At 39.6% G+C, this 20,922-nt stretch carries 15 protein-coding genes, 6 tRNA genes and 3 rRNA genes; 19 read left to right on the forward strand and 5 right to left on the reverse strand.

The window, feature by feature from the left end; translation table 11 throughout:
• Positions 1-16: 16 nt before the first annotated feature.
• Positions 17-622 carry a YcnI family copper-binding membrane protein gene (locus ACTSKG_RS13485; RefSeq protein WP_464755084.1) on the forward strand — a complete coding sequence of 202 codons (606 nt, stop codon included), beginning with the start codon at positions 17-19 and terminating at the stop codon, positions 620-622.
• A 678-nt stretch (positions 623-1,300) separates the two neighbouring features.
• Here ACTSKG_RS13485 and ACTSKG_RS13490 read toward each other — a convergent pair.
• Complete coding sequence (locus tag ACTSKG_RS13490) at positions 1,301-2,791, reverse strand: amino acid permease (RefSeq protein WP_464755085.1); 1,491 nt, start codon at positions 2,789-2,791, stop codon at positions 1,301-1,303.
• Between the two features lie 475 nt (positions 2,792-3,266).
• On the opposite strand from ACTSKG_RS13490, the gene ACTSKG_RS13495 reads away from it, so the two are divergent.
• From ACTSKG_RS13495 to ACTSKG_RS13515, 5 genes are all read left to right on the forward strand, one after another.
• Positions 3,267-3,788, forward strand: coding sequence for a GNAT family N-acetyltransferase (locus tag ACTSKG_RS13495; protein ID WP_464755086.1), 522 nt, complete (start codon positions 3,267-3,269; stop codon positions 3,786-3,788).
• A gap of 16 nt (positions 3,789-3,804) precedes the next feature.
• Complete coding sequence (locus ACTSKG_RS13500; RefSeq protein ID WP_464755087.1) at positions 3,805-4,989, forward strand: MFS transporter; 1,185 nt, start codon at positions 3,805-3,807, stop codon at positions 4,987-4,989.
• Positions 4,990-5,005: 16 nt separating this feature from the next.
• A complete protein-coding gene (locus ACTSKG_RS13505; RefSeq protein WP_464758032.1) occupies positions 5,006-5,704 on the forward strand; it encodes a GNAT family N-acetyltransferase in 699 nt (232 codons plus the stop codon).
• Between the two features lie 278 nt (positions 5,705-5,982).
• Positions 5,983-6,696, forward strand: coding sequence for an N-acetylmuramoyl-L-alanine amidase (locus ACTSKG_RS13510; protein WP_464758033.1), 714 nt, complete (start codon positions 5,983-5,985; stop codon positions 6,694-6,696).
• An 82-nt stretch (positions 6,697-6,778) separates the two neighbouring features.
• Complete coding sequence (locus ACTSKG_RS13515) at positions 6,779-7,831, forward strand: Mrp/NBP35 family ATP-binding protein (RefSeq protein WP_464755088.1); 1,053 nt, start codon at positions 6,779-6,781, stop codon at positions 7,829-7,831.
• Positions 7,832-7,860: 29 nt separating this feature from the next.
• Here ACTSKG_RS13515 and gerD read toward each other — a convergent pair whose 3' ends face one another.
• The gene (gene gerD, locus ACTSKG_RS13520) at positions 7,861-8,460 is read right to left on the reverse strand and encodes a spore germination lipoprotein GerD (RefSeq protein WP_464755089.1); all 600 of its coding nucleotides are present in this window, start codon (positions 8,458-8,460) and stop codon (positions 7,861-7,863) included.
• 135 nt (positions 8,461-8,595) lie between these two features.
• On the opposite strand from gerD, the gene ACTSKG_RS13525 reads away from it, so the two are divergent.
• Positions 8,596-9,276 (forward strand): KinB-signaling pathway activation protein, encoded by a 681-nt coding sequence (locus ACTSKG_RS13525; RefSeq protein WP_464755090.1) that lies wholly within the window; start codon positions 8,596-8,598, stop codon positions 9,274-9,276.
• A gap of 134 nt (positions 9,277-9,410) precedes the next feature.
• On the opposite strand, the gene ACTSKG_RS13530 is transcribed toward ACTSKG_RS13525, so the two are convergent.
• Entirely contained in the window at positions 9,411-10,076 is a 666-nt protein-coding gene (locus tag ACTSKG_RS13530; protein WP_464755091.1) for a hypothetical protein, read from the reverse strand.
• 255 nt (positions 10,077-10,331) lie between these two features.
• Here ACTSKG_RS13530 and ACTSKG_RS13535 point away from each other — a divergent pair.
• The 9 genes from ACTSKG_RS13535 (at position 10,332) to ACTSKG_RS13575 (ending at position 16,412) form a co-directional block, all read left to right on the forward strand.
• Positions 10,332-11,886: ribosomal RNA gene (locus ACTSKG_RS13535) — 16S ribosomal RNA — on the forward strand.
• A gap of 241 nt (positions 11,887-12,127) precedes the next feature.
• Positions 12,128-15,055 (forward strand): 23S ribosomal RNA (locus ACTSKG_RS13540).
• Positions 15,056-15,241: 186 nt separating this feature from the next.
• Positions 15,242-15,357: ribosomal RNA gene (rrf, locus tag ACTSKG_RS13545) — 5S ribosomal RNA — on the forward strand.
• Together the 16S, 23S and 5S rRNA genes with 6 tRNA genes alongside form the textbook arrangement of a ribosomal RNA operon.
• Positions 15,358-15,748: 391 nt before the next feature.
• Positions 15,749-15,823: transfer RNA gene (locus ACTSKG_RS13550), tRNA-Asn, on the forward strand.
• A 13-nt stretch (positions 15,824-15,836) separates the two neighbouring features.
• Positions 15,837-15,909: transfer RNA gene (locus ACTSKG_RS13555), tRNA-Thr, on the forward strand.
• A 140-nt stretch (positions 15,910-16,049) separates the two neighbouring features.
• Positions 16,050-16,125, forward strand: a tRNA-Val gene (locus ACTSKG_RS13560).
• Between the two features lie 21 nt (positions 16,126-16,146).
• A tRNA-Tyr gene (locus tag ACTSKG_RS13565) sits at positions 16,147-16,230 on the forward strand.
• A 6-nt stretch (positions 16,231-16,236) separates the two neighbouring features.
• Positions 16,237-16,311, forward strand: a tRNA-Gln gene (locus tag ACTSKG_RS13570).
• Between the two features lie 28 nt (positions 16,312-16,339).
• A tRNA-Ala gene (locus ACTSKG_RS13575) sits at positions 16,340-16,412 on the forward strand.
• 63 nt (positions 16,413-16,475) lie between these two features.
• On the opposite strand, the gene ACTSKG_RS13580 is transcribed toward ACTSKG_RS13575, so the two are convergent.
• Together ACTSKG_RS13580 and ACTSKG_RS13585 are read right to left on the reverse strand one after the other, a co-directional pair.
• Positions 16,476-17,021, reverse strand: coding sequence for a histidine phosphatase family protein (locus ACTSKG_RS13580; protein ID WP_464755092.1), 546 nt, complete (start codon positions 17,019-17,021; stop codon positions 16,476-16,478).
• 28 nt (positions 17,022-17,049) lie between these two features.
• Positions 17,050-17,931: a LysR family transcriptional regulator gene (locus tag ACTSKG_RS13585; protein ID WP_464755093.1), complete on the reverse strand. Its 882-nt coding sequence runs from the start codon at positions 17,929-17,931 to the stop codon at positions 17,050-17,052.
• 107 nt (positions 17,932-18,038) lie between these two features.
• Here ACTSKG_RS13585 and ACTSKG_RS13590 point away from each other — a divergent pair, with 107 nt between their 5' ends.
• The 3 genes from ACTSKG_RS13590 to rocF all read left to right on the forward strand — a co-directional run bounded on the left by ACTSKG_RS13590 (position 18,039) and on the right by rocF (position 20,740).
• Positions 18,039-19,130, forward strand: a complete 1,092-nt coding sequence (locus ACTSKG_RS13590) for a citrate/2-methylcitrate synthase (RefSeq protein WP_464755094.1) — start codon at positions 18,039-18,041, stop codon at positions 19,128-19,130.
• A 58-nt stretch (positions 19,131-19,188) separates the two neighbouring features.
• On the forward strand, positions 19,189-19,770 hold the full coding sequence (locus tag ACTSKG_RS13595; RefSeq protein ID WP_464755095.1) for a GNAT family N-acetyltransferase: 582 nt from the start codon (positions 19,189-19,191) through the stop codon (positions 19,768-19,770).
• Between the two features lie 70 nt (positions 19,771-19,840).
• The gene (gene rocF, locus ACTSKG_RS13600) at positions 19,841-20,740 is read left to right on the forward strand and encodes an arginase (protein WP_464755096.1); all 900 of its coding nucleotides are present in this window, start codon (positions 19,841-19,843) and stop codon (positions 20,738-20,740) included.
• Positions 20,741-20,922: the final 182 nt, after the last annotated feature.

The raw sequence follows: 20,922 nt of genomic DNA on the forward strand, positions 1-20,922 counted from the left end.
AAATGGAGGAATTAGAATGAAAAACAAAAAATGGATGGCACCAATAATAGCATTACTATTTATATTTTTAATCGCACCAATAGCAGAGGCACACGTTACAGTTCGTCCGGGTGAAAGTTCGACAAATGCTTGGGAAAAATATTCGGTACGTGTTCCAGTTGAGAAGGATATTAACACGACAAAGATCGAATTGAGAGTTCCTAAAGGTATAAATCTTGTATCCGTTATGCCAGTAGAAAATTGGGATTACAAATTTGAAAAAGACGCAAATGATATCATTACTTCTGTCACATGGACTACAAACGGTGGCGGTATTAAACCAAATGAGTTTATGGAATTTTATTTTATCGCTTCGAATCCTAGCGAGCCTGGAGAATTTAGTTGGGAAGCTTTACAAACTTACGAAGATGGCTCCGTTGTAGAGTGGATTGGAGCTCTTGGTACGGATGAACCTGCTTCTGTAACGAAAGTTGTTGTGGCTGGAGCAGTAGGAGCAACTGAAAATGCTCATGAAGAATCTAGTGAAAGTATTACTTCTGGAAGCGTTAGCTGGTTACCAATTACGCTATCATCTGTTGCAATATTATTGGCATTGATAGGCTTATTCCGCAAAAAAGCTTAATAGCTCTGAGGAATTAAAGATGGCTATAGTCAATATTAAATAAACTGAAACAATCGAATTAAAAGTGACCGGTATTTATTTTTAGCGTGGAAACAGAAGTAAGTTTAGAAGGTTTTACGTGAAGTGATGAGCATGAAGCCATTACGAGTGTGAGCCAATATTCCTTGATGCTGACTTCTTGGCTTCTAAATCATGCCTGCAAAGACCTCATGTCAACCAACCAGCTTAAAGTAGCGAGAGTCAAAACAATGATCCGTATTAAATTTCGAAATGCATACTAATATAAAAAAGGAGGACCCAGAAATTGATGGGGTCCTCCTATTTGTATTACAGAATTATTACGGAATTATTACTGGTACCAGGCACCTGTAATACCAGGTATCTGTAATAAAAAGAACTCTCAAAAGAACAGGTTGATTTCCTCTGCAGACGCACGCTTTCCGGGGGGAAAACATTTAGCCGCTTCCATAGCTTTTGCGGTTACTCGTCGCAGAAAAGAGTTGCTCCTGCGCAAGCTCGCCACAAAAATTAATTTTGTTGAGTGCGAGGCCAGGGTCTTGATTTGCTTGCTAATCCCCTATGAGTCACCACCTTCAGCTCCAACTCAACAGTGCAGCTAAGAAAAGGACATAAAAAGTCGGACAACATGTATAGGATGTTGTCCGATCTGTCGATAGTTTATTTAAGTATTTTCTCATAATCAAATTCAAATTCTACATCTTCTGGTTTAACAAATTTCGTTTTCTTCGCAATTTTAAATCCAAGCCATAAGCAGAGGAAAAGCGGTACACCTAAGTATGCAGCTATTACACTGCCCCAATCCACTTTATCTGCAAGGAAAGCTTGAAAATTTTGAGCTAAAATTACGATTAATCCACAGGCAATAGCAAAAATTGTTCCAATTGGAAACCATTTAGCTTTATACGGTAACTTATCCAATGAATGACCTTGAGCCATAAATGCTTTGCGGAAACGATAATGACTGATAGAAATACCAAGCCAGAAGATAAATCCTGTAATTCCTATAGCGTTCATTAACCAAATATATACTTTACCATCACCGAAGAAAGAAGCCAAAAATGCAAGCGTACCGACCGCACATGTTAAAATCATACCAGCAACGGGTACACCACGTTTATTAAGTTTTGCAAAAATTTGAGGTGCTTGTCCTTCTTTAGCCATGGAAAATAACATACGAGTTGACGCATATAGACTAGAATTTCCTGCTGATAATACAGCAGTTAAAATAACCGCGTTCATAAGAGAAGCTGCAAATGCAATCCCGGCCTTTTGAAATATAAGAGTAAAAGGACTGACCATGACATTTTCACTTTGTAAACTTGGATGAGTGTAAGGAACAAGAAGCGCTATTACAAAAATCGCAAATATATAAAATAGAAGGATTCTCCAGAAAACACTTTTAATAGCGATGGGTATATTTTTTGCTGGATCTTCACTTTCACCAGCAGCCACCCCAACAATTTCTGTACCTTGAAAAGAGAACCCTGCTGCAATAAATACAATAAAAACCCCTAAAAGACCACCTGAGAAAGGAGCATCATCGACAGTAAAGTTTTTAAAGCCTACTGCTTCTCCACCCATGATACCAAAAATCATGAGTACTCCAACTACGATAAAGACGATAATCGCACTTACTTTAATAAAAGATAGCCAATATTCTCCTTCTCCATATCCTTTAACGGATAAATAATTCAAGAGGAAAATAAGTGTTAAGAATGAGGCACTCCATATCCATGATGAACTATTCGGAAACCAGAATTTCATAATCATCGTGGAGGCGGACAACTCAGCCGCAATAGTCATTGCCCAGTTAAACCAGTAGGTCCAGCCAAGAGCAAAGCCAAATGCCGGGTCTACAAATTTAGTACCATACGTACTAAATGAACCACTTGTTGGCATGAAAGCTGCCATTTCCCCTAAGCTTGTCATAACAAAATATACCATTGCGCCAACCAAAGCATATGCAAGTAATGCACCACCTGGACCAGCCGTGTGAATAGCTGCACCACTGCTTAGAAACAGTCCTGTACCAATAGACCCTCCAATAGAGATCATCGCTAAATGACGAGCTTTCAATCCCCGTTTTAATATATGTTCTTCTTGGTGAGGGGTGTGCTGTGAGAGGTTATTGTCTTTTTTTGGTACCATTCATCATCGATCCTTTCATTTTGTATAAATGAAGCGCTTTCTTTTCTTTTAAAAAAATAATTTTGTAGAATAAATAAATTTTCAAATTTTGAGAGAATTCTAAATGCAGAGTGGTCCATATAACTCGATCAACACCACGTTTGGATAGAGACAATCTAACCGAATTTGATCATTTAAATTTCTGCAATTTATATGTTAATTTCTTGAAAACATAAAGTCAATCATTTTTTTAGAATAATATTATAGGGGGTAACTCGTTTTCCTAATATACCTAGCTATAATCCGTTTTGGTAATTATAACCGTTCAAATGACTGATATTTTTATAATCTTGAATATTACAGAAGTGTTACTGGTGCCAGGCACCAGTAACACTTCTGTAATATTGTTTTGAAAAAAGGATTGTTTCTATGTTTTGGGAAGTGTATATTAATTAAATATTTGTTATAGATAAAAAATTTGATAGGAGTTAGCTAGGTGGAGTTTCCATCAGAAAGATTGTTATATCGTTCGTATACACAAGTGGACTTCGAATTTTTGTTGTCTATGCTATCTGATCCTGAAATGGTTCGTTATATTGGTAGTGGGAATATTCGTGATGAGCAAGAGGCAAAAACATTTTTAGATTGCATATGCAGTCATTATCAAATGAATATGGAATATGGGTTAAAGGTAATTGTTCGTAAAGAAGATAATGTTAAAGTAGGGCATGCTGGGATCGTTCCACAAAATATAAATGGTAAAAACGAACTTGAAATAGGATATTGGATTGCTAGAAAGTTTTGGGGAAATGGATATGCTTTCGAAGCAGCGAAGGCTTTTATAGATCGGGGTGAAAATCAGTTAGGTATTAATCGGTTCATTTCACTCATTCAGCCTGAAAATCAAGCTTCTAGAAAAATAGCTTTTAAAAATGGCATGAAACTAGAAGAACAGGTTTTATTAAAAGGAAAAGATGTATGCATTTATTCTTATGTATGTAAGGATAGAGATTTTTGAAAAGAAGAGGTATTTTATGAAAAGTAAATTTAATGTTGTGACATCAACGATTCTTGCTAGTATATTTATTGCGCGATTTGGAACATTTTTGGTGTTGCCATATCTTACACTGTTTTTACTGGATGAATTTCATTACACAGGTATTCAAATAGGTACAATTATTTCTACATTAGCTTTATCTAATTTGATTATGAGTTTCTTTGTCGGACCTTATATTGATAAGTTTCCCAAGAATCAAGTTATCATAACGGGGTTAATCGGTTATTTAGCTTGTTATCTATATTTTCCTTTTATCAATCAATATGCAGGGTTCATTTTATTTGCTGCGGTTTTAGGATTGAGCCAAGCAATTGTAGAACCGACATACCGAGTATTATTAAGTCTTTATACCGAATCAGAGAACAGGCGGTTCATATTTAACATTCGATATTTTTTGATTAATATCTCTGCGGCTATCGCTCCACTTACATCTGTGTATTTTCAACAATTTGGTATGGATAAATTATTTTTTATAGTTGGTTTTATTTTCTTAATCAATATCATTACATTTGCAATTATTTTTAAGAAGTTTCCAATGAAAAAAGTAGAGGTAAATTTGAAGAAGGCATCTATTTTTCAATCGTTCTACGTGTTCAAAAAGGATTATACATTTCTCGTTTTTATACTTGCTTTAATTTTTATCACTTTTGGATACAGTCAATTTGATTCTACCTTTAGCCAATACTTAGGAATAACGTTTAATCACGAAAAAGCGATACAATATTTTGCTTGGCTAATTACAACAAATGCCATTACGGTAATAGTCATTCAATATTTTGTTTATAGGTTAGGAGAAATTATTAGTACAACTACTTCGTTGATAATAGGCAGTATTTTATTATCAGCTGGCTTATTTTTCTTTGGCCAAAGTGAACATATTCTTATGTTAATTATTGCAATGATTATTTTTACGGCAGGTGAAGTATTAGTTTTCACAATGGTGGATATTCATATTGATGGCATGTGTGACGACCATGAAAAAGGAACTTATTTTGCTCTGTCGGGAGTGAAATCAATTGGGAAAATTGCCGGCCCAAGTATGGGCGGGTTTCTACTAGATAGTTTAAATGGTGGAGCAATGGTATTTATGATCATCAGTGTTATAACTATGTTGTCGATACCGTCCTTTTATTTAAGTAATAAAATGAGAGCAAGGGGGTAGCATACGTTTGTTCAATGTGATAAAAAATGAAAAAGAATATTGGTTGGTAGATCAAGTAAAAATTGAAGGTAAGTCGGAAGAGGATTATAAAGCAGAGTTTGCAAAACTATTAAGTGAATACGAAAAGGAAAATATTAATTATTTATCCTTACTAATGGAAGAAAGATTTGAGACTTGGCTATTAGATAATGGATTCCGAAAAATCTCGGTTATTCATGAATATATAAAAGGATTAGGTGAAGAAGAATACCACGAAAGCAATCTATCGTTTCACTCTCTAGCGGAACGAAGAATGGAGGATTCAGAGTTTGCTCAATTATACGAATTATGTCGGTCGGGAACTGCTAATAAAAATATTCCGCAGTCGATAGAGCAAGTGATGACGTCTATAAGCAAAGAATTAGGAGACGACTGGAGAAACAACTGCTTTTATTTCTTAAAGGATAATGAATTTATAGGAATAAGTATTCCACATATCGAGATGGGAACGATAGATGAAGGTAGAATGTTCTACTTTGGAATTGTACCCAATTGGAGAGGTAAAGGCTTAGGTGCGGAGATTCATAAAATCACATTAGAACTAATGAAGAAATTAAATGCTAATTATTATGTAGGAAGTACAGATGAAAGTAATGGACATATGATTAAAATTTTCGAGAAAAATGGTTGTAAATTAAGAAATAAAAAAGGAATATATCGGATAGACAAAAGATAACTTAATTTGCTAGGGGTTAAACCTCTTGGGATGTTATAGATTTTACAAGGATTTGCATGACATACCAAGCGCATCTGCGACGAGCTGTGCGCAGGAGCAATATGTTTTGCTGCGACGAGCTTTGCGCAGGAGCAACATGTTTTTCTGCGACGAGCTTTGCGCAGGAGCAACAATTATGATTGAAAACTTCCTGTGGAAAATTTGATATAAGTTGTTCCATAAAGCTAACATACTCTTTGTCCCTCATACGTATAATGAGTGAAAAAGGAGCGATGGATCTGAAAAAATGGCTGATAATCTTAGTATTGTTTTTGATATCTATTCTTGCTGTGTTTTATGGAACGAAAGCAAGTGATTCAAGTTTCTTCATGCCAGAACCATTAAGTGGAGTGAAAATTGTAATTGATCCTGGTCATGGAGGTTTGGACGGAGGAGCAAGTCATGGAGAAACAATAGAGAGAGATATTACTCTTTCCATGTCCTTGAAGCTAGAGAAAGAGTTAAAAGCTAAAGGAGCAACAGTTATTATGACACGGCGAAAAGAAGGAGATGCGATTGCTGAGCATGCACCAAATGGAGATTATCCAACAACACGTGCACGAAAGCGAGCAGACTTGCTTCTACGGGAAGAAATTATGAATAATTCTGAAGCCGATATTGTATTAAGCCTACATGTGAATGCAGTTCCAGAGGAGAGATGGAGAGGGGCACAAGTATTTTATCATGCAGAAGGCCACGAGGGTGGAGAACTATTAGCAAAATCCATTCAGGCGGCTATTCGAGAAAATATAGGAAATACAGAAAGAGAAGCACTTGCGATAAAACAAGTATATATTTTGAAAAAGGCAAAAGCTCCAGCTGTATTAGTTGAAACTGGATTTTTAAGTAATAATGAAGAACGGGAATTATTAAAATCAGAGAAGTATCAAAAGCAAATGGTTGATGCAATTACAAAAGGTGTACGTCGATTCGTAGATAATAATATTTACTAAGTAAGTGTATGTAAGGGATTGTAGACACTCGTATATGGTATACTATAATGCGAATAGTTAACTTTAAGGAGAGTGTCTACAAATGATTAATGAGCAACAAGTTCGAGCGTTACTTGGGGAATTAAACGATCCATTTTTACATAGAACTCTTGAAGAAACAAACGGAATTTCGGAAGTATCCATAAAAGAAGAGAAAAACCATGTAAGTGTGAAACTTGCTATAGCGAAAATCAATTCCAGCGAGCAAATGCAATTGCAAGGAAAAGTGGTAGAAGTATTAAAAAATGCAGGAGCGGCGACAGTTGGTATTCGTTTTGAGGAACTTCCAAAGGAAGTGTTAGAACAATTCCGTGGTCAAGCAAAAGGAAGCAATAGTGAAAGTATTCTTTCTCCAAATAGTAAAGTTAAAATTATTTCCATTGCATCAGGTAAAGGTGGAGTTGGTAAATCTACTGTATCCGTGAATTTAGCGGTAGCCCTTGCAAGATTAGGAAAAAAAGTTGGTCTAGTTGACGCTGATATTTATGGATTTAGTGTACCCGATATGATGGGTGTAAAAGATGTACCACAAATTAAAACAGATCGTATTATTCCTGTAGAAAGAAAGGGGGTAAAAGTAATTTCCATGGGATTCTTTGTGGAAAACAATACTCCAGTTGTATGGCGAGGACCAATGCTCGGAAAAGTATTAGATCAATTCTTTAAAGATGTAGAATGGGGAGAACTAGACTTTTTACTATTGGATTTACCACCAGGAACAGGCGATGTTGCTTTAGATATTCATCAAATGCTACCTGCATCTAAAGAAATCGTTGTTACAACACCACATCCAACAGCTGCATTCGTTGCTGCTAGAGCTGGTGCAATGGCACTGCAAACAGATCATGAAATATTAGGTGTTATTGAAAATATGTCATGGTATGAATCTAAATCTACTGGTGAACGTGAATTTGTATTTGGTAAAGGTGGAGGACCTAAACTTGCGGAAGAACTTCGTACAGAATTACTTGGTCAAATTCCACTAGGTCAACCGGATTGGAACGATATTGATTTTGCTCCATCCGTGTATGGGGAAACACATCCTACCGGTAAAATTTATTTAGATATCGCGCGCGAAGTAATCGAAAAAGCATAAGAAAAGGCCGTTCCTTAACAGGATCGGCCTTATTTTTTTGATTCTTTTTCCCCGCCTTTTGATGAGCCTGAACCTCCCGAAGAAGAGCCGCCGCCACCTTTTTTCTGAGAACCAGCTTCTTGCACGAGCTTTTGCCACTTTGTTTGCAATGATGGACTTTGAATCGTTTCTTCAACGACCTTTTCCATTTCTTTGCGTAAATCTGCAGACTGTAGAATTTTCCCTAGCTCTTTCTTCATATCAGCTGAAGCAAAAAAGCTTTCTAAATCCTTTAAGTAATCGGGGTCTTTCATTAAGGCTTTCATTAGTTCTTCTTGCTGTTTCACCATACTTTTTGCCATCTTCTCCGAGAATTTAGGATCTTGATAAACTTCTTTCCAAAAATTTTCTGCATCTTTGGATAACATGGTTTGTTCTACTGATTTCTTTACTTGATCATTATCAATTACTAACAAACTTTGAAATTCGGGGTCATCTAAAAGCTTTCGAATGGATTTTTTTCCTTCTTCCGTTTGAAGAGCATCAATTACTATTTTCTTCATCTCTTCATAAGAAGGAGAAGATGAGTTAGAACTGCTACATCCAGCAAGTAAGCCAATAGTTAATAAAATGAGAGCAAAATACTTCAAATTAGTCACCATCCTTTCAATTATTATTCACATTTTTTTAGAAAATATGTATAGAAGTAATCAACAAATAGATTTTTTTGCTAATGGTTGTTACAATCTATAAAGGACTTAGTAGAATATGGAGGACTTTTTACAGTGACAATTCGAAATTGGTTTAAATTTTTTCTAAATGCAATGTGGATAGGTGGACTAATCACAGGTGTGTTAGGTTCAATTATATTATGGGAAAAAAACTTTGCATCATACTATGAAGCGGGACAATGGGGAGCGGTGATCGCTGCATTTATTGTCTTAGTTGGTTTTGGACTTATCATAAGTGTTATAGCACAAATGGGTTTCTTTGCTTATTTGACAATACATCAGATGGGCGTAAACATTTTCAAAAGCCTTACACTATGGAATTGGGTGCAACTACTTATCATAGCATTGGTCATCTTTGACTTAATTGTCTTCCGATTTAAGCCTTCTGAAGGAACGACAAGCCAAATCTGGTTACATATAGTGGCACTTGTTCTATTAATAGGTGCTTCGGTAATAGTAGCAATAATTAAGGCAAATAAAACAAAGAAACAAATATTGATTTCAGCCCTTTTCTTTATGATTGCTATTACGACACTAGAATGGGTAGCAGCACTTAAAGTTCAATCAAGCGATGCGGACGTATGGTTATTAATTGTTTTGGTACCACTTCTAGCAGTTAATGCATACCAATTATTGGCTTTGCCAAAATATAATGCAAAATCCGACGAAGATAGAAAAAAATTAGAAGCGCGTAGAAAAGCAAGAAAAGAAGCTGCAGCTTTAAAAACGAAATAACGAAAAAAAGCTCTGACTAAATGTCGGAGCAGCTCAGACTGTGGACAAACTCGGGTAAAATTGAGTTTGCCTATAGTCTTTTTTATTAAATAAAATTGATGTCAAAGCATCCAGGAGCAAGTAGAAAGTTTTCGTTATTCGGGTATTGTTTTACTTTTAGTTGTTAAACCAAAAATATTTTGTTCTATAGAAAGAAAAGAATCAGATTTAAGTAATTGATCCAATTGTTTTATATCGATTCTTTCCTTTTGGTGGAGCGGAACGCTAAGAATATCCCCTTTTTCTAGCTTGATTTTTTGATTTCCTTCCACCCAGTATTTAGTTGAACTCAACAAATTCACCTCATATTTCCATGCAGTCTTTTGTAATTCCATAGGAAATTCATAGTCCTTTGTTCGAAACCATAGTGGAACTTCTCCAACTGTTTTTTCAAATTGATCAATTTCCTTTTTGAATAAAGAAGGATCTTCGATATATTTATTACCTTCTTGCCCTAATAAGCTAATTGGAATACTCTTCTCTTTCATTATTTGAATAAGAGTAGGAGACCGATCTATCCAATCATTACTAATAAAAAAATGCGGATATGGTGCTTCCAGGTTTTTTAAGAAAGTTTCCATGTCCTCTTTACCGAAAGATAAATCGATGGTTATCGTTTTCCCATGTGATCCTTTGGAAACGACAGTAGGTTTTTCAACTAGCTGAAAAACAGGAAGCATAGAAGAGTACTTATTTGGGATAATAAAAAAAAGACTCACAAGAACTAGCATTGTTCCGATAAATAAAAGCTTTAATCTCATTGTAAACTCGCACCTTTCCCAGTCATTCTAATAAATTTTATGATTTAGTGTTGACATTCATGTTTAAAAGATGTTAAGATACAAAGGTCGCTGAAACAAGACGACAAATTAAACAACATGAACATTGAAAACTGAACATGCAAAACGTTAAGACATACAGCTTGAAAGACTAACTCTGTTAGTTTGATAGCAAAACAATTTTGACATCATTTAATGATGATGCCAGCAAAACAAAATGAGCTTTTTAAGTTCTCTATTATGGAGAGTTTGATCCTGGCTCAGGACGAACGCTGGCGGCATGCCTAATACATGCAAGTCGAGCGAATGACGAAGAAGCTTGCTTCTTCTGATTTAGCGGCGGACGGGTGAGTAACACGTGGGCAACCTGCCCTGTAGATTGGGATAACTCCGGGAAACCGGGGCTAATACCGAATAATCCATTTCCTCACATGTGGAAATGTTAAAAGACGGCATCTCGCTGTCACTACAGGATGGGCCCGCGGCGCATTAGCTAGTTGGTGAGGTAACGGCTCACCAAGGCGACGATGCGTAGCCGACCTGAGAGGGTGATCGGCCACACTGGGACTGAGACACGGCCCAGACTCCTACGGGAGGCAGCAGTAGGGAATCTTCCACAATGGACGAAAGTCTGATGGAGCAATGCCGCGTGAGTGAAGAAGGTTTTCGGATCGTAAAACTCTGTTGTGAGGGAAGAACAAGTACGAGAGTAACTGCTCGTACCTTGACGGTACCTCATTAGAAAGCCACGGCTAACTACGTGCCAGCAGCCGCGGTAATACGTAGGTGGCAAGCGTTGTCCGGAATTATTGGGCGTAAAGCGCGCGCAGGCGGTCCTTTAAGTCTGATGTGAAATCCCACGGCTCAACCGTGGAAGGTCATTGGAAACTGGGGGACTTGAGTACAGAAGAGGAAAGCGGAATTCCAAGTGTAGCGGTGAAATGCGTAGAGATTTGGAGGAACACCAGTGGCGAAGGCGGCTTTCTGGTCTGTAACTGACGCTGAGGCGCGAAAGCGTGGGGAGCAAACAGGATTAGATACCCTGGTAGTCCACGCCGTAAACGATGAGTGCTAAGTGTTAGGGGGTTTCCGCCCCTTAGTGCTGCAGCTAACGCATTAAGCACTCCGCCTGGGGAGTACGGTCGCAAGACTGAAACTCAAAGGAATTGACGGGGGCCCGCACAAGCGGTGGAGCATGTGGTTTAATTCGAAGCAACGCGAAGAACCTTACCAGGTCTTGACATCCCGCTGACCGTTCTAGAGATAGATCTTTCCCTTCGGGGACAGCGGTGACAGGTGGTGCATGGTTGTCGTCAGCTCGTGTCGTGAGATGTTGGGTTAAGTCCCGCAACGAGCGCAACCCTTGATCTTAGTTGCCAGCATTTAGTTGGGCACTCTAAGGTGACTGCCGGTGATAAACCGGAGGAAGGTGGGGATGACGTCAAATCATCATGCCCCTTATGACCTGGGCTACACACGTGCTACAATGGACGGTACAGAGGGTCGCAACCCCGCGAGGGTGAGCTAATCCCATAAAACCGTTCTCAGTTCGGATTGTAGGCTGCAACTCGCCTACATGAAGCCGGAATCGCTAGTAATCGTGGATCAGCATGCCACGGTGAATACGTTCCCGGGCCTTGTACACACCGCCCGTCACACCACGAGAGTTTGTAACACCCGAAGTCGGTGGGGTAACCCTTACGGGAGCCAGCCGCCGAAGGTGGGACAGATGATTGGGGTGAAGTCGTAACAAGGTAGCCGTATCGGAAGGTGCGGCTGGATCACCTCCTTTCTAAGGATAATATCGGAATACAGATTTTTATCTGTATCTTAACGTTTTGCAGTTCAGTTTTGAATGTTCATTTTATATGAAGATTCAACTCTTGTTCTTTGAAAACTGGATAAAACGACATTGAAAGAAACAAATTCAAGAAATTCAATTTGTAATCACATTTGTGATTATTTTTTGTGTAGTACTTTTAACTACTATTTTTGAGGATTTCAAGACACAAGCAGTGAATTGGAAGCCGAATGGTTAAGTTAATAAGGGCGCACGGTGAATGCCTTGGCACTAGGAGCCGAAGAAGGACGGCACTAACACCGATATGCTTCGGGGAGCTGTAAGTGAGCTTTGATCCGGAGATTTCCGAATGGGGAAACCCACTGTTCGTAATGGAGCAGTACATTTGCGTGAATACATAGCGCATCTGTGGCAAACCCAGGGAACTGAAACATCTAAGTACCTGGAGGAAGAGAAAGAAAAATCGATTCCCTGAGTAGCGGCGAGCGAAACGGGAAGAGCCCAAACCAAGAGGCTTGCCTCTTGGGGTTGTAGGACACTCTATATAGAGTTACAAAGGAATGAGCTAGACGAAGCGATCTGGAAAGGTCCGCAGGATAGGGTAAAAGCCCCGTAGTCAAAAGTTCATTCTCTCTTGAGTGTATCCTGAGTACGGCGGAACACGTGAAATTCCGTCGGAATCTGGGAGGACCATCTCCCAAGGCTAAATACTACCTAGTGACCGATAGTGAACCAGTACCGTGAGGGAAAGGTGAAAAGCACCCCGGAAGGGGAGTGAAATAGATCCTGAAACCGTGTGCCTACAAGTAGTCAGAGCCCGTTAATGGGTGATGGCGTGCCTTTTGTAGAATGAACCGGCGAGTTACGATTACATGCAAGGTTAAGTTGAGAAGACGGAGCCGCAGCGAAAGCGAGTCTGAATAGGGCGAATGAGTATGTGGTCGTAGACCCGAAACCAGGTGATCTACCCATGTCCAGGATGAAGGTAAGGTAACACTTACTGGAGGTCCGAACCCACGCACGTTGAAAAGTGCGGGGATGAGGTGTGGGTAGCGGAGAAATTCCAATCGAACCTGGAGATAGCTGGTTCTCTCCGAAATAGCTTTAGGGCTAGCCTCAAACGTTAGAATCTTGGAGGTAGAGCACTGTTTGGACTAGGGGCCCATCCCGGGTTACCGAATTCAGACAAACTCCGAATGCCAATGATTTATGTTTGGGAGTCAGACTGCGAGTGATAAGATCCGTAGTCAAGAGGGAAACAGCCCAGACCACCAGCTAAGGTCCCAAAGTATTTGTTAAGTGGAAAAGGATGTGGCGTTGCTTAGACAACCAGGATGTTGGCTTAGAAGCAGCCATCATTTAAAGAGTGCGTAATAGCTCACTGGTCGAGTGACGCTGCGCCGAAAATGTATCGGGGCTAAACAAATCACCGAAGCTGTGGATTGATACCTATGGTATCAGTGGTAGGAGAGCGTTCTAAGGGCGTTGAAGTCAGACCGGAAGGACTGGTGGAGCGCTTAGAAGTGAGAATGCCGGTATGAGTAGCGAAAGATGGGTGAGAATCCCATCCACCGTATGACTAAGGTTTCCTGAGGAAGGCTCGTCCGCTCAGGGTTAGTCGGGACCTAAGTCGAGGCCGATAGGCGTAGACGATGGACAACAGGTTGATATTCCTGTACCACCAAACCACCGTTTGAGTAATGGGGGGACGCAGAAGGATAGGGTAAGCGTGCTGTTGGTTATGCACGTCCAAGCAGTAAGGTGTGAGTGTAGGCAAATCCGCACTCTGTAACATTGAGCTGTGATGGCGAGGACTTAGTCCGAAGTTCCTGATTTCACACTGCCAAGAAAAGCCTCTAGCGAGGTGATAGGTGCCCGTACCGCAAACCGACACAGGTAGTCGAGGAGAGAATCCTAAGGTGAGCGAGAGAACTCTCGTTAAGGAACTCGGCAAAATGACCCCGTAACTTCGGGAGAAGGGGTGCTCTTTTGGGTGTATAGCCTAGAAGAGCCGCAGTGAATAGGCCCAGGCGACTGTTTAGCAAAAACACAGGTCTCTGCAAAACCGTAAGGTGAAGTATAGGGGCTGACGCCTGCCCGGTGCTGGAAGGTTAAGAGGAGTGCTTAGCGCAAGCGAAGGTGCGAATTGAAGCCCCAGTAAACGGCGGCCGTAACTATAACGGTCCTAAGGTAGCGAAATTCCTTGTCGGGTAAGTTCCGACCCGCACGAAAGGCGTAACGATCTGGGCACTGTCTCAACGAGAGACTCGGTGAAATTATAGTACCTGTGAAGATGCAGGTTACCCGCGACAGGACGGAAAGACCCCGTGGAGCTTTACTATAGCTTGATATTGAATTTTGGTGCAACTTGTACAGGATAGGCAGGAGCCTTAGAGCCCGGAGCGCCAGCTTCGGAGGAGGCGTCGGTGGGATACTGCCCTGGTTGTATTGAAATTCTAACCCATACCCGTAACCCGGGTAGGAGACAGTGTCAGGCGGGTAGTTTGACTGGGGCGGTCGCCTCCTAAAGTGTAACGGAGGCGCCCAAAGGTTCCCTCAGAATGGTTGGAAATCATTCGAAGAGTGTAAAGGCAGAAGGGAGCTTGACTGCGAGACCTACAAGTCGAGCAGGGTCGAAAGACGGGCTTAGTGATCCGGTGGTTCCGCATGGAAGGGCCATCGCTCAACGGATAAAAGCTACCCCGGGGATAACAGGCTTATCTCCCCCAAGAGTCCACATCGACGGGGAGGTTTGGCACCTCGATGTCGGCTCATCGCATCCTGGGGCTGTAGTCGGTCCCAAGGGTTGGGCTGTTCGCCCATTAAAGCGGTACGCGAGCTGGGTTCAGAACGTCGTGAGACAGTTCGGTCCCTATCCGTCGTGGGCGTAGGAAATTTGAGAGGAGCTGTCCTTAGTACGAGAGGACCGGGATGGACACACCGCTGGTGTACCAGTTGTTCTGCCAAGAGCATCGCTGGGTAGCTATGTGTGGACGGGATAAGTGCTGAAAGCATCTAAGCACGAAGCCCCCCTCAAGATGAGATTTCCCATTACGCAAGTAAGTAAGATCCCTCAAAGACGATGAGGTAGATAGGTTCGGGGTGGAAGCGTGGCGACACGTGCAGCTGACGAATACTAATCGATCGAGGACTTAACCAAATATGAATTTGAATTCATCAATGTCTTTTATCCAGTTTTGAGTGAACAAGCGCTCTAGTAAGAGGGTTTCAAGACACGAGTAATTCGAGGAAACGATTGAGAGAGGAAAGGAGCGTACTCAAGTACGTGACTGACCGAACGAATGAAGTTGACGAAGAAGTACGATGTGTATTGAAAGCCGTACAGTCTAGTGATGATGGCGAAGAGGTCACACCCGTTCCCATACCGAACACGGAAGTTAAGCTCTTCAGCGCCGATGGTAGTTGGGGGTTTCCCCCTGTGAGAGTAGGACGTCGCTAGGCACTATAAAAAGTCGTTACCGAGTAATCGGTAACGGCTTTTTTTGATGCATGCAATTATCTTGTTTTTAAATCGGATATTATATAACGACTAATTTTTTCTGCATAACAGCTTTTTTATTGAGAGTTTGATTGGTCTCATTCTGCCGCTTTCTAACTGCTTAGGGGTAAAGGATTTTCCGTATTGGAACTACTCTATCTAAATTCTCGCTGTTTCATGCCAATGATCTAACATCGTTTATTGCCTAGGAAATGATTTAAAGCTACCAGTTTTATATCTCTGTAGTTAAAGTTCGAAAATCTTCTATAAAATTTTAGAGAAATTGTTAAAATAAACTTGAAATAAAAAAAAGAGTTGTTATAATTATATTTGTACTTTAATTAAACATATCGTTCCGAAGTAGCTCAGTGGTAGAGCAATCGGCTGTTAACCGATTGGTCGTAGGTTCGAGTCCTACCTTCGGAGCCATTTTTTTGTCTTCGCTTCCATAGCTCAGCAGGTAGAGTGCTTCCATGGTAAGGAAGAGGTCACCGGTTCAAATCCGGTTGGAAGCTTACATATTAAGTAGGGGCAATCAAAAAAGAACTACTTGTCTTAGTATGGTAAATATGTTATTATTATATTTGTCCGGTTTTACAGGAGAAGAAAGCGAAAGAAGTTGACGCAGAAATGCGCCGCTTATTGTTATAACCCAGGAGGATTAGCTCAGCTGGGAGAGCATCTGCCTTACAAGCAGAGGGTCGGCGGTTCGAGCCCGTCATCCTCCACCATTTATTTTCATACTTAGCTTTGGAGGGGTAGTGAAGTGGCTAAACACGACGGACTGTAAATCCGTTCCTTAGGGTTCGGCGGTTCGAATCCGCCCCCCTCCACCATTTTATTGGGGTATAGCCAAGCGGTAAGGCAACGGATTTTGATTCCGTCATGCCCTGGTTCGAATCCAGGTACCCCAGCCATATCGTACATAAATATAAAACTTATTAAGGGGCCTTAGCTCAGCTGGGAGAGCGCCTGCCTTGCACGCAGGAGGTCAGCGGTTCGATCCCGCTAGGCTCCATAAAATATATAATGAATAAGAGGGTATTCCAATTCGATTGGAATACCCTTTTTTCGTTGGAACTTACTTTTCCCATACACGCTCGATTGAACAAATGTTATTGGTGAACTGCAATAAAAACACATCGGGGTTTCTTAACGATTTCCATTGCTCAAATCCAAAATTACTATCGTAATAATTCAATAGTAAAGACATGATATTTCCGTGTGTCACGATTATAGTATTTTCCAATTCAGTAGTTAAGATATCATTTATTACTTCTAATATACGTTCTTGTGCTTCAACACTTGATTCTCCTCCTATTAGTTTTAACTCCATATTGTTAAATGTCTCATTCAATTTATCGAGCCAATCTGGCATCGACAAGGAGCTTAGTACACGTTCTGCTAGTCGATCATCGATTTGAACGTCTATACTTTTGCTCTTTGCAAAAGGTTCAATAGTTTCTAGGGCACGTAAAAAAGGACTAGATATAATACGGTCAACTTTCATGTTTCTTAAGAATTCATTAAGCAGAATAGCTTGGATATATCCTTTCTTAGTAAGGGATGCATTGGATTCTTGTCCTTCCGCTTGGCAATGTCTAATTAGATATATTTGTTTCTTCATCTCTTTTCCACCTTTACTAAAAATATTATTAGCCAAAATAATATTGGGAAATCTTTTTTATAAATTCTTTTTCTAGTTCCCCCAATGATTCTAGTAAAAGAAAAGTCTTTACTTCGGGAAGTGGAAACAAATCAAAAGGTATACTCATTACACGCCCTTCTAAAAGTTCCCTTTTCACAATGGACTTTGGCAGAAATGATGTACCGAGACCTTCTTGAATGAAACGTTTTACTATATAGGCTTGCGTTACCTTCATCGTTTTCAAATTCAACACTTTCTTGCGGATTTGTAGAAGAAGGGGATCCCAAACGACTGGATGATGATGAGTAAATAAGTAATTGTCTTTTAAGTAGTCCTCTGCATCTAAAAATGGTCCTGATTCATCATCATAAGCATCAGTAGGAACAATAAATATAAGTGGATCTTTATAAAGTTCGATAGATTGAATACTTTTTCTTGTAGCATCTATAGCTGAAATGCCAATGTTAACTTCTCCACTACACACTAAATCTTCGATGGAACTAGATTCTGCTACTCGTATGGACACTTCAAGATATGGATGATTGTTCATGAAGGAACGCAAAATATAAGGTAAAATGGTTTCGGCCATTAAAGGAGATATAGCAATATTCCATTTGTGAGTATATCCTTCTGTAAAAGCATGGAGACGATTCACACTTACCTCAAAACCTTTAGTAAGTTGTTTAGCTTCTATATAAAACATTTTACCAGCTTCGGTTAAGTGCACTCGTTTATTAGTTCGTTCAAAGAGAGAAACTCCAAGATATTCTTCCAATAATTTTATATGGACAGTAACACTTGGCTGTGACATTAACAGTATTTCAGATGCTTTTCTAAAATTATTAGTTTCGGCAGCCGCTATAAAGGTTTTCAACCATTGATATTCCATTAAGATTCTCCTTTATTAATTAATAATATTAATCAACATAATAGACTTTATTTAATTTTAATAATTATATATCTTTCATATAATAAGGAAAAGGAAGGGGAATTAATATGTTTCAAAAAGGATTAAAAGGCATTGTTGCGGTGCAAACAAAAATTAGTTTAGTAGACGGAGAAAATGGAGTACTAAGATATCGGGGTACCGACGTAAAGGAGTTAATACCAGTTTATTCATTCGAACAAGTAGCATATTTTTTGTTCTACGACAAGCTACCAACAGAAGAAGAGCTTCTTCAGTTTAATAAAAAGCTAAAAGAAGGAAGAGTACTCCCTTTACATGTTCAAAATATAATAGATGCACTTCCGATGACAGTCTCTATTATGGATGTAATGAGAACAGCAATCTCAGCTTTTGCTACTACTGAATTTTTGCAAATGAATATGATGGAGCAGGCAATTGTTCTAACAGGTGCTCTTCCAGTCGTTGTAGCAAGGCACTATAGAAAGAAACTGGGCTTAGCAATAATAGAAACAAACGATGACTTCTCGCACACGAAGAATTATTTGTGGTTGTTAAATGGCGTGAAACCGACTTCAACACAAGTGGAGGCATTGGAAACGTATTTAAAACTGACAATGGAACATGGGTTAAATGCTTCTACGTTTGCAGCGAGAGTTACCGTATCCACCGAGTCGGACTTACCAGCAGCGATCACTTCTGCAATTGGTACGATGAAAGGACCCTTACATGGAGGCGCGCCATCCGGAGTGTTAAATTTGCTAGAAGAAATAAAAGATGAATCCAGGATTCGACCAGTCATAGAAGAAAAAATTAAAAATGGAGAAAAGGTGATGGGATTCGGTCATCGTATATACAAAACGGAGGATCCTAGATCGATTTTATTAAGAGAAGCGTGTTTACGTTTACAAGGCTCAGATCCATGGTTAGATTTGGCAACCAAGGCTGAAAAAGAAATCACAGGGCTTTTAGAAAAGTACAAACCTGGTAGAAAACTATATACGAATGTGGAGTTTTACGCTGCAGCAATTATGCGTTCAATAGATATGCCAACAGTTTTATTTACACCAACGTTTAGTGTGGCACGTATCGTAGGATGGAGTGCACATGTGATAGAGCAAGTGGATGATCAGGCTCTATTCCGTCCACAGTCAGTATACGTAGGTGAGATTAAAAGAAAATAATGCTTTTCAACACCTATATCTTTCTATTATGATATAGAAAAAAGTGAGGTGTTGGAATTTGGTAGAAAAAATTGTATTTGGCGATTTAACGCTACGCCCATTAGAAGAATCTGATATTCAACGGTTGTGGGAGCTTTACGATCCAAAGATTTTTGAATTTATGCTAAATAAAATAGAGAACTATGAACAGTTTGACCAATGGCTTCGAGCTGGAATTGAACAAATGAATATCGCCAAAACCGCTCTCACTTTCGTAATCGAGCATACAGAAACAAAAGAAATTATAGGGACAACAAGAATTTATGGCATTGATACGTTAAATTATGCGTGTGAAATCGGATCCACATTCTATGGGAAAAAATTTCAGCGAACACATGTTAATACTACATGTAAATATTTACTATTAAAACACTCCTTTGAAAACCTTGGTATGATACGTGTCCAATTTAGAACAGACGAATTAAACGTAAATTCACAACGAGCAATTGAACGTATAGGTGGAATAAAAGAAGGCGTTTTGCGAAATGAGCGCATACGTTCAAATGGAACTGTTAGAAATGCAGTAGTTTATTCAATTATTGATAGTGAATGGAAAGAAGTGAAAAATAACCTCGTTCAACTCATGAATAAATATTCATGATTTTGTTGGGTTGAGCCAAGTGCCCTTCAGGTATTACAATAGGTGTATAACCGGAGGGGAGTATAAAATTATGAATAAATTAAATATAACTATTATTGGTGTACCAATGGATCTTGGTCAAAATAGACGAGGAGTCGATATGGGACCAAGTGCTATTCGATACGCAGGAGCGATTGAACGATTAAAGTCACTAGGACATAATGTAAAAGACAAAGGTGACATAGTAATAGGAAGAAAAGAGATTTCGAATAACAAAAAGTTACGAAATCTGGAAGAGGTTGTAGAGGGCAATACAAAACTGGCAAACGAAGTGATGGAAATTTTAGCAGAAGGGGATTACCCTTTAGTTCTTGGTGGAGATCATAGTATCGCCATTGGTACGTTAGCTGGTTTGGCAGATAAATATAAAAATCTTGGAGTAATTTGGTACGATGCACACGCAGATTTAAATACGGAAGAAACTTCACCGTCAGGGAATATACACGGTATGCCATTAGCAGTAAGTCTTGGATTAGGACATACTGACCTCGTGAAAATTCGCACAACAACTCCGAAGATAGTACCAGAAAACGTCGTTATTATCGGCGCACGATCGGTAGATCCCGGTGAACGTGAACTAATCAAGGAAAAAGGTATTAAAGTTTTTTCTATGCATGAAATTGATAAGCTTGGAATGACAGAAGTGATGAACCAAACGATTGAATATTTCCGTGAGCGCGAAGTAGATGGGGTACATTTGTCTCTAGATCTTGATGGTATTGATCCGCTTTATACTCCAGGTGTTGGGACACCAGTTCCAGGGGGAATTAGCTATCGTGAAAGCCATTTAGCGATGGAAATGCTTTATTCGTCCAACTTAATCACTTCAGCAGAATTTGTGGAAGTAAATCCAATTTTAGATGAAAAAAATAAAACAGCAGACGTTGCTGTTGCACTTATGGGCTCTCTGTTTGGGGAAAGCCTCGTTTAAAAGGCAATCACTAATAAATACACTTGCCCTGCGCAAGCTCGCAGCAAACTTAGGCTGTTTCGCCTGATAAGTGTTTTTAAATCAGTATAAGATGCCGTATTATGAATATTTCTAAGACGAAAGCAGACACTTAAGTCTGCTTTTTCTTTTTATTTAATAACACAAAGAGGAAAAAATTTGGT

It is taken from the genome of Psychrobacillus syltrankelensis, assembly GCF_055454035.1.

Coding starts and splice junctions, on each gene's coding strand:
- ACTSKG_RS13485 (WP_464755084.1), top strand. CDS start 17: ATGAAAAACAAAAAATGGATGGCACCAATAATAGCATTACTATTTATA.
- ACTSKG_RS13490 (WP_464755085.1), bottom strand. CDS start 2,791: ATGGTACCAAAAAAAGACAATAACCTCTCACAGCACACCCCTCACCAA.
- ACTSKG_RS13590 (WP_464755094.1), top strand. CDS start 18,039: ATGTTTCAAAAAGGATTAAAAGGCATTGTTGCGGTGCAAACAAAAATT.
- ACTSKG_RS13500 (WP_464755087.1), top strand. CDS start 3,805: ATGAAAAGTAAATTTAATGTTGTGACATCAACGATTCTTGCTAGTATA.
- rocF (WP_464755096.1), top strand. CDS start 19,841: ATGAATAAATTAAATATAACTATTATTGGTGTACCAATGGATCTTGGT.
- ACTSKG_RS13585 (WP_464755093.1), bottom strand. CDS start 17,931: ATGGAATATCAATGGTTGAAAACCTTTATAGCGGCTGCCGAAACTAAT.
- ACTSKG_RS13515 (WP_464755088.1), top strand. CDS start 6,779: ATGATTAATGAGCAACAAGTTCGAGCGTTACTTGGGGAATTAAACGAT.
- ACTSKG_RS13580 (WP_464755092.1), bottom strand. CDS start 17,021: ATGAAGAAACAAATATATCTAATTAGACATTGCCAAGCGGAAGGACAA.
- ACTSKG_RS13530 (WP_464755091.1), bottom strand. CDS start 10,076: ATGAGATTAAAGCTTTTATTTATCGGAACAATGCTAGTTCTTGTGAGT.